The sequence below is a fragment of the Bacillus sp. MMSF_3353 genome, assembly GCF_030733445.1.
GTDB classification, from domain to species: Bacteria; Bacillota; Bacilli; order Bacillales; family Bacillaceae_G; genus Bacillus_A; species Bacillus_A wiedmannii.
Window position 1 is genome coordinate 1 of the sequence record NZ_JASHJA010000065.1, and the last position, 9,264, is coordinate 9,264.

Consider the following 9,264-nt stretch of genomic DNA (forward strand, 5'->3'; position numbering starts at 1 on the left):
ATATAGAAAGAACGGAGGGGTATTAAATGAATAAAGTACTATCTTTACAAAAAGAATCTATTTCTAAAGATGTTCAACTAAAGGCGAAATCCTCTAAAAGTGTTCAATGTAAAACAAGTAGCAATGCAAGCTGGTTCTTCTGCTAAACATTAAATACTTGTTTCTCCATAAAGACAATAGAGTTTGATCAATCAAACTTTATTGTCTTAATTTAATGAGGTGAATATAAATGAATGCATATAAAGTGCTCCTTCTAGCAATTAACGATAGAAGAAAAAAGTTACTTCTAAGTACGATAATAATTGTATCAATTTTATTTACAGTAGCATCCCTAGTATTCCCGCTTTTAGTGAAAGATATTGTCGATGAATTTTCAGTTAATAAGATCAGTCTTTGGATGATTGGTGGGTTGGTATTATTTCTAATAGCAAAGTCTATAATTGAATCAGTAAATCAGTATATAATAGCTAAATTTGGTAACATGATAATTCGTGATTTACAAAAAAATATATATACTAAGATGCTCCATTTTAAAGTTGACTTTTTTGATGAGCACCATAGTGGGGAATTATCCAGTAGAATTGTTAATGATACGGAAATTATAAAGGATCTAATAACGTACCACATCCCTAAATTAGTTACGGGTGTTATTATGATACTTGGTGGATTAACATTAACAATTATTTTAGATTGGAAATTAACGATTGTTATACTAATAATCTCTCCATTTATATTTGGTATCATCTTTCCTCTTATGAGAAAGACGGAACAAACGGGGGATAGACAACAAAAGGAAATTTCTGTTTTTATTGCAAAAACTCAAGAGACTTTTAAAAATATAAAAATGGTGAAGGCTTCTACAGCAGAAAAGCATGAAAAGTCAATAATGTATAAGTGTATTGACAGGCTGTATAATGCAAACTTATATGAAAGTAAAATTTTCGCCATGGTAGCACCTTTAGTGAGCCTTTTACTTATTCTAGGTTTATTAATAGTGGTGGGGTATGGAGCTTATAGAATATCGGTAGGAACGTTATCTATCAGTACATTAATTGCGTTCGTTATTTATGCATTTCAAATGATGACCCCAATGAGCTCAATTAGTGGGTTTATTGGAGAGTACCACAAAGCAAACGGTGCTATCAAGAGTTTAAATACTATAATGAATAATAATGAAATTGAACAAACTAGCAATACTAAATATGCATTTCAAAACGAGGTATCCTTTAAACAAGTTAACTTTGGATATAAAGATAACTTGATTCTAAAAAATATTACTTTCAATATAAAACGTGGAGAAGCTTTAACTATTGTTGGGCCGTCTGGATCCGGAAAAACAACTTTAATTAACTTATTGGAGAAGTTTTACTTTCCAACAAATGGTGAAATAACGATAGACAATGTAAATATCAATCAATTGAATACTTATGAGTTGCGAAAAAACATAGGTATAGTAAGTCAAGGTTCCTCATTAATTAGTGGTACTATTTTGGAAAATTTGCTGTATGGTCTTGATGAAAAGTATATTGATGAATCTAATATAAGAGAAGCTTTAAGATATGCAAATTTAGAAGAATTTGTTGAAAAGCAAAAAGATAAACTTGATACGAACATAGGCGAGAGTGGTGATAAATTATCAGGGGGGGAAAAACAAAGGTTGAATATAGCCAGATTATTCTTAAAAAACCCGGATATAATTTTGTTAGATGAACCTACATCTAATCTAGATATAGAATCCAGAAATTTAGTCTTAGAGTCTATAAAGACACTTACAAAGGGGAAGACAGTAATTAAAGTAACTCATAATTTAGAAGAAGTAAAACCGGATGATAATATATTATTCCTTGAAGATGGAGAGATTGTATGCAAAGGCTCACATGAAAGAGTTAGTGAAATAAATAAAAGATATAAAGAGTTTATATCTATGGTAATGTAATAAGTGGTTCTAGTATGGAAAACCAATATGTATTTAAATAGAAACAGCATCAGACTGATAGTGTTTTTACTTGAATAAGTTTTGATTTTCCATACCCCTCACGTTCTTTTTTTTAGTACGAATATTAGTATGCCTAATTTTCAAAGATTTGTTATATGTTTCTTAGAATTCTCTTTTAAGTAAGAAAACGAAGATGATTCATTTTCTTACTTAAAAGGGAATTCTTGACTTATTTTCCATTTTAATATAAACTATTATTAGAATATTTCGATTAGAAATAATTAAAAATGCTGGTGATAAAGTATGAATGCTCAGTTTAAAAAAGGCGTACTTGAGTTAATAGTCTTATTGATAATAAATAAAAGGGATGAATATGGATATGCATTAGTAAAAAAAATATCGAGTAAAATTGTCATATCTGAAGGCACTGTTTATCCAATATTAAGAAGACTAGTCAAAGAAAAACATCTAACTACCTATCATCAAGAATCAACAGAAGGACCATTTAGAAAATACTACACAATCACAAAGGATGGGGTTGATAAACTTGAAGATTTGAAATTTGAATGGAATGAGTTTTTCCTAATAATTAATCGCTTTATCGAGGAGAATGATAAACTTGAACCAGAAGGATTTTTTGAAAATACTCAAAAATAGTTTGAAGTTTATGCCTGAAAAAGAAAAAAAGGATATAATAGCTGAATATGTTATTCACTTTACTGAGGGAAAACATACAAATAAAAGTGAAGAGGAAATCTCTAAAGAATTAGGAAATCCTGTAGAGATTGCTAAAGAATTAAATGCAATTTATTCTATTAAGAAGGTTGACGAGCATAAAAATATTAAAAATATGCTTACAGCAATGTTGTCAATTATGGGATTAAGTTTAATAAATTGTATTATTATTATAGTGAGTTTAATTACACTGGTAATATTGACACCATTTATATTAGCTTATATCATCAGTGTCCCTATCATGATTCTGTCTCCATTGATTTTAATTATAATGGGATTTGTTAATGGATTTAGTACAATTGGAGTTGGAGAAGTTTTCGATTCTATAAAAGGGGTTATCGTGGGTTCTATTTTAGCATTCCTAGGGTATTATATTGGGAAGTCCTTTTTTAGACTATTCATTAAATACTTGAGATGGAATATGTTAATTGCCAGGGGGAATAAACTATGATGAGAAAGATTTTTTATAGCGCCTTTATTCTTTTTATATTAAGCGCATGTTCACAAAAGGAAAAGGAAAATGTTGATACTACAAAAGATGAAATGCCTCCTATGCAAAACGTAGAGATTCCTAGTAATATTTTTACCTCTGAAAAACAAAATAGAATAATAGACGAAGAAGAAATAAAATCAAGTATAAAAACATACTTGGATAGCTATGAAGAGTTATCTAATGCTAGTGAACCATTTCAAGAGATTATAGACGAAGAAAAAAAATTGCAAGGAAATGAATTAGAGAAATTAGGCCAAATTTACAAGCTTCTAAAAGAAAATGATAAAAATTTTTCTAACTATATTTTAAATAATACATTGCCCGAAAGCTATCAAGAAGAATCTAAAAGAATTAGCCAGTACATCACAGCTTTAAATGAGACCCTTTATAAACTAGATGAAAGACTTGATCATTTTATAGATGACGTAAGTAACGGAGATCTTCCAAAGAAACCAATAATTGATCAAGTCGATGTAGTGAATGGAAGAGAGCAGAAAAAAATAGAAAATTTCCTTAATAAGAACAATATTGATACTAAAGCATTTGGAGGGTAATGTTATTTAGTTCAAGAACTTATAGGGAGCACGCGACCCAAAAAAGAAAATTGTACGTTAAGGAATATTTTTACATGAAAAATATATTCAAAGTTACTTTACTAAAATCTTCAATTGTTATACAAGTTTTATCTCTCTACAATATCGAAAGTAAAACAAAGGAAGGCTTTCTGTATTTTAAATGTTAGCGACTGGAAGAGGGGAGATGAAAAAAAACACCTCCATTGAATTTGCATATTTAGTATGCGAATTCAGGAGGTGTTTTTTTCATGTACCAATATTCGGGTTCACCTCATATTGGTAGGTATTTTTTTGTTTATTACCTTATATTTTATAAGTTTTTTTCTAGCCAAGTAGGGGTACCACCCCATCGCTATCAAGCTAAGAAAATGCAACTACCCCCAGAACAAGATTTTGTGCTAATTTGTAATGAAAAAGCTCATTTTTTCGTTTTGGGGTGGATTTGTTTTCTTAAGTTGATGGGCATGTAAGGTGACCCCTTATATTCAAAAAGAAGAAAAACTGAACGTAAAACATCTCACCAGTATTAAACTTACGGATGGCGTCGTCGGTAGGGGTTTGGAAGCAACGGATGGTTTTGTTGTCGTATGTGGGAATGAAAAAAGAATTTTTGATGTATTAATATTTAAAACTATGGAAGATGTAGAGAAATATGAACAAAGTTTGGCGCTATGATTAATGCCTACTGACCCCCTCACAGTATACATTGAATCTATTCTACATTACATAAACAAGCCCACCTATTTCCGGAGGTGGGCTATATCTTTATTACACAATACCAAAGTATACTCTATTTTTCTTGTAAACTTTATGCAATTATACATATTTGTAAAAAAATACACTATATAAATATTACATGTAGTAAAATATATATTGTGGATACATTCTATAAAGCAGATTCTTTTGAAAGACGTAACATATTGATCTCAAATCTCTTGATATTTTGTGAACTAGCAATCTGGTGTATATAGACGATTCTGTTTTATAGGATGTGTTTACACGTATAACAAAGGGATAATACGGATAGGTTTATACTAAATGAACGTGGTTCAAGTCGGAGGAAGGCACCTTAGGGTGTCTTTTTTTTATGAAAAAATCCCCACACATTGTGAAGGGATTATCATGCTACGAATATATATAACTAATTATTTAATATATAACGAAGTGCGCCACGTATCTCTTGGATAGTTTATTGAAGTCTTTTGATATTCAAAAGTCCCTTCTTGATGATTTGATGCGTCCCATTTATATTCCCAACCTACAATAGGATTACCACCAATTATTTGTGAACCAATACTTTTTACATCAAATCCATTCATTTTGGCAAAAGGAAACTGTCCATACCCTATTTCTTTTGTGTAAACATATAAGTAACTTCCCCCATGATCTTTAGTTGTACTAAAACTATTAGGGGTAATGTATTCAACTCCACCCAATTGTGATTCCACTTTTACTACACTTAAAGAAGTTAGAGGTGCTGCTGGCCCTGCTGATGCCTCCGATGCCATTCCTAACCCAACTACCGTTGCCACTGCTAATGATGATATCCCCAATGTAACTTTTTTAAACATATAAACATCCCCTTGTTTTATAATAAGTACAAGTTTGATATTAACAGAAATTTATAAGAATATTCCTTATTTTGAAAATGTTAACAAATTCTACTTTTTTAGATATGCAATTTAGCATATTGATTGACATGCAGGATAATTAATCCTCTACTTTCAATATACAAACTATTTTCAAAAGGACCTGCTCAATTAATCCATAAAAACATAAAGTAATTTGAATCCATTAAAATACATGAGTGACTCCTTATTTTTCTCCTACTATTTAAAGGAGGAAATATTATGGGCTTTGGTGGTAGCTGCGGTGGCGGCTGTGGCTTTGCAGGAGGATTTGCTTTATTAGTTGTCTTATTTATCTTATTAATAATTGTCGGAGCTTCTTGCTTCTGCTAAAAACTATGGGAAAAGACACTCTTATTTGGGTGTCTTTTCTTTATGCATAAAAAAGCCTCATCTTCCTATAGAAAAGATAAGGCCTTTATATACTATTCATTATCCAATTCATCAGTTTTATTATAAACACATTTAGCTTCTCCAAAAAGACCACCTGTGTCCCATTCGCCACCATAATGAGCACAATTCAATGGAGAGGATACAGTATTATGGGTTATAAATTTCGTAGAATTATCCAAGTTTCCCCGGGTGTGAAAATTAACTTTACATACACGGGTACGGGAGGGAACTCCATTCCACCTGAATCAAGAACAACAACTTATGTACCTGGAACTGGAATCTCGTATACACCACGAATAGCTGAGTCAAACAACTATTATATACAACGAGGGTATCAAGGACCAAACACTTCCTATCCCACTATGGATGAACAAGATTACAATACGGTAAATGCATTTGAGCCAGTAAAAGAAACCCAAACTTACCTTGTTACTGCTTTTCGTAAAAAGGATAATCAAGTAAACTCCGTAGGTAGAAAACTAATGAAACCACTTTCCATAATTGCAGGCGTTTTTGCGGGCCTATTCTTAATTATGATGCTTATTATACCTGCTCTAATCATGGCATTCTTTTCTTTCCTATGCTATAAAAATATAAAAACACCATTTGCAGTTGTATGCCCAGAATGTGATGCTGAAAATCTATTCATTTTTGAGGAAGAGAAGATTGCATGTCGTAAATGTGAAAGTACTCTTATAATCCAAAAATAAAAGGTTCTCAAATTAACGGCTCTTTAGTAGTCAAAACAATATAAATCTAATTATAAATATAAATAGATAAAAAGAGGGATAAGTGAATATCATCATTAATTTTGAAGCGTTTAATCCAACTATAAACGACTTAGCTATTAAACTTGCTATGGTACTGTTTATACCGTTATTCTTAGCATTGATTGTCAAAGTGTTACTTATGAAATTTATGAAAGAATCGATTGCTGGCAGATTAGCAAGCCTATCTTTGTTATTTTTTATGTACTATGTATTTAAATTTATTACAGCGCAAAAGGCACCTTAGGGTGTTTTTTTATGTATTAAAAGACCTACCTATTTCCCTAGGTAGGTCTTTTATGATTTTGTATTTGCGAACGATGATATTATGACAAAACTCCTTAATCCCCAAACTCTCTGATCGTTCTTCTGCAATACGCTTAAAATACTAGTCTAAAGTACGAGCAGCTGCATAGAACGATCCAGAACCACCATTTCTGTGAGTAACTTTAAGCTTATATTTACCTTTTGGAAGAGTATTGTACGTATTTGTAAAACCCTTTCCTGCTGCTAACGATCCAGAACCAATAACATTACCTTTTGAGTCTTTCAAAGACCAGTCAAGTGTACCTTTAGTATTGTTTGTCATATGAACTCTCATATCTGCTTTTTTTACATGCTCGAACGATACTTCTCTTTCACCATTTATCAGACTGAAATCATCTTTAAGTATTTGGGTACGTTGGATAATTGGCGCTGAATTTTTAGTATTATCTACACCTTCTGTACTTGCTGATGCTGCTCCAATCGCTCCAGTTAATGCGATACCAGTTGCTAATGTTCCTACTACTAATTTCTTAAACATAATAAATCCCCCTTAAATATTTTTTATAACTTACACCTTAAATGTATCACTTCTGTATTTTTGTAAATATTTTCAATTTATATAAATATTTATTTAATTACTAACAATATTGGGATTTCATTTTATCAAATGGAAAATAGAGGGATTCGTGATGATATGTAATAATGCATGTTCATTAGGCAAAAGAATATGATAAACTCTAACCACCTGTTCTATTTTTTCAGTTATCTTGGAACCTTACTTCTTATTTACCCAAATGGAAGGCGCTTTATGGCGTCTTTTTTTTATTTTTATGAGGACCTGCTCAATTCATTCCTAAATACATAAGGTAATGTGAACCCATTAAATCACATGGAATGAACCCTATTTTTACCTTCTGATCTAAAGGAGGCACTATTGTTATGGGATATGGTGGTAGTTGCGGCGAAGGCTGCGGTTTTGCTGGAGGATTTGCTTTATTAGTTGTATTGTTTATTTTATTAATCATTATCGGATGCAGTTGTTTCTGCTAAAAACTATTGGAAAAGGCACCCTTATATGGGCGCCTTTTTGTATATTAAAAACTTACCTATTTCCGTAGGCGGGCTAAATGTGATTTTGCACAATTGAGTTATAGCAAAATCATTTATATTGAAAGTAATTAAAATTAACTTAGTAATCCTAATACCCTAATAATCTCAATTGTTTTATTATCTTTTATTTTAAAATGAAGTCTTTTCCCTATACGTTCATTAATTACAATATTTCCAGAGGCTAATTTACGTAAATGTTGTAGAATCAAATCTTCTGTAATTTTTGTTTGCTTACTTAAATCAGAAACTGACAACGATCCATATGTAATCAATTTACAAACAATTGATAATCGAGTAGAATTCCCTAATAACCCTAAAACTTTTATACTTTCGGTATAAAAACTAAAATCCATATGAAAAGCATGTAACAGATCTTCCAACCTCCTAAAATAAGATGAATATCAACCAAAATATCTTAACATAAAAATAGTAAAAAACAACCTAAAATATACCAATTATTCATTGAGAAAAATGATACTTGAATGGAAGTCCAATACATATTATTAAAATTAAAGTGGTTCGAGTCGGAGGGAGGCACCTTAGGGTGTCTTTTTTAGTATAATACTTCTAAACAAATAGAAAAGCCTCATTAGTAGAGGCTTTTCATGATATATTCTATTATTTTCTTCCCTCATATAAAGCGACATATTTTCCACAAGATAATTTTTTCACACCTTTAAAATAAAAAGTAATCCCATCTTCCTTGTATACATTATTAAATTTGTCACCAGGTTGAACAAGATATTTAGTATATACACCATTATTATAAGATACATGCGAGCTATAACATTCGTCATATGGAATATATACGTTTGCTGATGCTGCACCAATTCCTCCTGTCAATACAATACCTGCTGCTAATGCTCCTACTACTAACTTTTTGAACATAATAAATCCCCCTCAAATATTTTTTTAACTTGCACCTTAAATATATCACTTTTGTTATTTTTGTAAATATTTTGAATTTGTAGAAATATTTATTCGAATCTTATTAATATTGGTAATTCATTTTATCAAATGGAAAATAGAGGGATTTATTATGGTATGTAATAATGCATGTTCATTTAGAAAAAAATCGTGATAAAATCTAAGCACCTGTTCTATTTTTTTCAGTTATCTTAGAAACCTTACTTCTTATTTACCCAGATGGGAGGCGCTTTATGGCGCCTTTTTTTATTTTCAAAAGGACCTGCTCAATTAATCCATAAAAACATAAAATAATTTGAATCCATTAGAATACATGAGTGACTCCTTATTTTTCTCCTACTATTTAAAGGAGGAATTATTATGGGCTTTGGTGGTAGCTGCGGTGGCGGCTGTGGCTTTGCAGGAGGATTTGCTTTATTAGTTGTCTTATTTA

The 9,264-nt window shown here is 31.0% G+C and carries 14 protein-coding genes and 1 pseudogene; 11 read left to right on the forward strand and 4 right to left on the reverse strand.

What is annotated here, in order from left to right; all coding sequences use genetic code 11:
- Nucleotides 1-26: 26 nt before the first annotated feature.
- The 6 genes and pseudogenes from RBB48_RS31045 to RBB48_RS31070 all read left to right on the forward strand — a co-directional run.
- Nucleotides 27-146 (forward strand): class III lanthipeptide, encoded by a 120-nt coding sequence (locus RBB48_RS31045; RefSeq protein ID WP_189340010.1) that lies wholly within the window; start codon nucleotides 27-29, stop codon nucleotides 144-146.
- An 83-nt stretch (nucleotides 147-229) separates the two neighbouring features.
- Complete coding sequence (locus RBB48_RS31050; RefSeq protein WP_086396667.1) at nucleotides 230-1,936, forward strand: ABC transporter ATP-binding protein; 1,707 nt, start codon at nucleotides 230-232, stop codon at nucleotides 1,934-1,936.
- A 303-nt stretch (nucleotides 1,937-2,239) separates the two neighbouring features.
- Nucleotides 2,240-2,593, forward strand: coding sequence for a PadR family transcriptional regulator (locus RBB48_RS31055; protein ID WP_000993663.1), 354 nt, complete (start codon nucleotides 2,240-2,242; stop codon nucleotides 2,591-2,593).
- On the forward strand, nucleotides 2,547-3,122 hold the full coding sequence (locus RBB48_RS31060) for an HAAS signaling domain-containing protein (RefSeq protein ID WP_086396668.1): 576 nt from the start codon (nucleotides 2,547-2,549) through the stop codon (nucleotides 3,120-3,122). Before RBB48_RS31055 ends, RBB48_RS31060 begins: the two co-directional genes overlap by 47 nt.
- A complete protein-coding gene (locus RBB48_RS31065) occupies nucleotides 3,119-3,718 on the forward strand; it encodes an NDxxF motif lipoprotein (RefSeq protein ID WP_136804545.1) in 600 nt (199 codons plus the stop codon). The genes RBB48_RS31060 and RBB48_RS31065 overlap by 4 nt, the downstream gene beginning before the upstream one ends.
- 492 nt (nucleotides 3,719-4,210) lie before the next feature.
- Nucleotides 4,211-4,414 (forward strand): annotated as a pseudogene (locus tag RBB48_RS31070) (hypothetical protein); the annotation flags it as partial.
- Between the two features lie 470 nt (nucleotides 4,415-4,884).
- On the opposite strand, the gene RBB48_RS31075 reads toward RBB48_RS31070, so the two are convergent.
- Nucleotides 4,885-5,310 (reverse strand): DUF4879 domain-containing protein, encoded by a 426-nt coding sequence (locus tag RBB48_RS31075; protein WP_025118671.1) that lies wholly within the window; start codon nucleotides 5,308-5,310, stop codon nucleotides 4,885-4,887.
- 279 nt (nucleotides 5,311-5,589) lie between these two features.
- On the opposite strand from RBB48_RS31075, the gene RBB48_RS31080 reads away from it, so the two are divergent.
- The 3 genes from RBB48_RS31080 (at nucleotide 5,590) to RBB48_RS31090 (ending at nucleotide 6,774) form a co-directional block, all read left to right on the forward strand.
- Nucleotides 5,590-5,700: a YjcZ family sporulation protein gene (locus RBB48_RS31080; RefSeq protein ID WP_000505681.1), complete on the forward strand. Its 111-nt coding sequence runs from the start codon at nucleotides 5,590-5,592 to the stop codon at nucleotides 5,698-5,700.
- 209 nt (nucleotides 5,701-5,909) lie between these two features.
- Nucleotides 5,910-6,470 carry a DUF4236 domain-containing protein gene (locus tag RBB48_RS31085; RefSeq protein ID WP_306008808.1) on the forward strand — a complete coding sequence of 187 codons (561 nt, stop codon included), beginning with the start codon at nucleotides 5,910-5,912 and terminating at the stop codon, nucleotides 6,468-6,470.
- An 82-nt stretch (nucleotides 6,471-6,552) separates the two neighbouring features.
- The gene (locus tag RBB48_RS31090; protein WP_306008809.1) at nucleotides 6,553-6,774 is read left to right on the forward strand and encodes a hypothetical protein; all 222 of its coding nucleotides are present in this window, start codon (nucleotides 6,553-6,555) and stop codon (nucleotides 6,772-6,774) included.
- Between the two features lie 141 nt (nucleotides 6,775-6,915).
- Here the strand turns inward: RBB48_RS31090 and RBB48_RS31095 are convergent, their stop codons facing one another.
- Nucleotides 6,916-7,332, reverse strand: a complete 417-nt coding sequence (locus RBB48_RS31095; protein ID WP_306008813.1) for a hypothetical protein — start codon at nucleotides 7,330-7,332, stop codon at nucleotides 6,916-6,918.
- A gap of 401 nt (nucleotides 7,333-7,733) precedes the next feature.
- Here RBB48_RS31095 and RBB48_RS31100 point away from each other — a divergent pair, with 401 nt between their 5' ends.
- Nucleotides 7,734-7,844, forward strand: a complete 111-nt coding sequence (locus RBB48_RS31100; protein WP_000540371.1) for a YjcZ family sporulation protein — start codon at nucleotides 7,734-7,736, stop codon at nucleotides 7,842-7,844.
- Between the two features lie 134 nt (nucleotides 7,845-7,978).
- On the opposite strand, the gene RBB48_RS31105 is transcribed toward RBB48_RS31100, so the two are convergent.
- Together RBB48_RS31105 and RBB48_RS31110 are read right to left on the reverse strand one after the other, a co-directional pair.
- The gene (locus RBB48_RS31105) at nucleotides 7,979-8,257 is read right to left on the reverse strand and encodes an ArsR/SmtB family transcription factor (protein ID WP_306008811.1); all 279 of its coding nucleotides are present in this window, start codon (nucleotides 8,255-8,257) and stop codon (nucleotides 7,979-7,981) included.
- Nucleotides 8,258-8,522: 265 nt separating this feature from the next.
- Nucleotides 8,523-8,792 (reverse strand): LCI fold-containing protein, encoded by a 270-nt coding sequence (locus RBB48_RS31110; protein ID WP_306008810.1) that lies wholly within the window; start codon nucleotides 8,790-8,792, stop codon nucleotides 8,523-8,525.
- Nucleotides 8,793-9,191: 399 nt separating this feature from the next.
- Between RBB48_RS31110 and RBB48_RS31115 the strand changes: the two genes are divergently transcribed.
- Nucleotides 9,192-9,264 (forward strand): sporulation protein YjcZ (locus RBB48_RS31115; protein WP_306008812.1); only part of this gene is annotated, 73 nt, incomplete at its 3' end.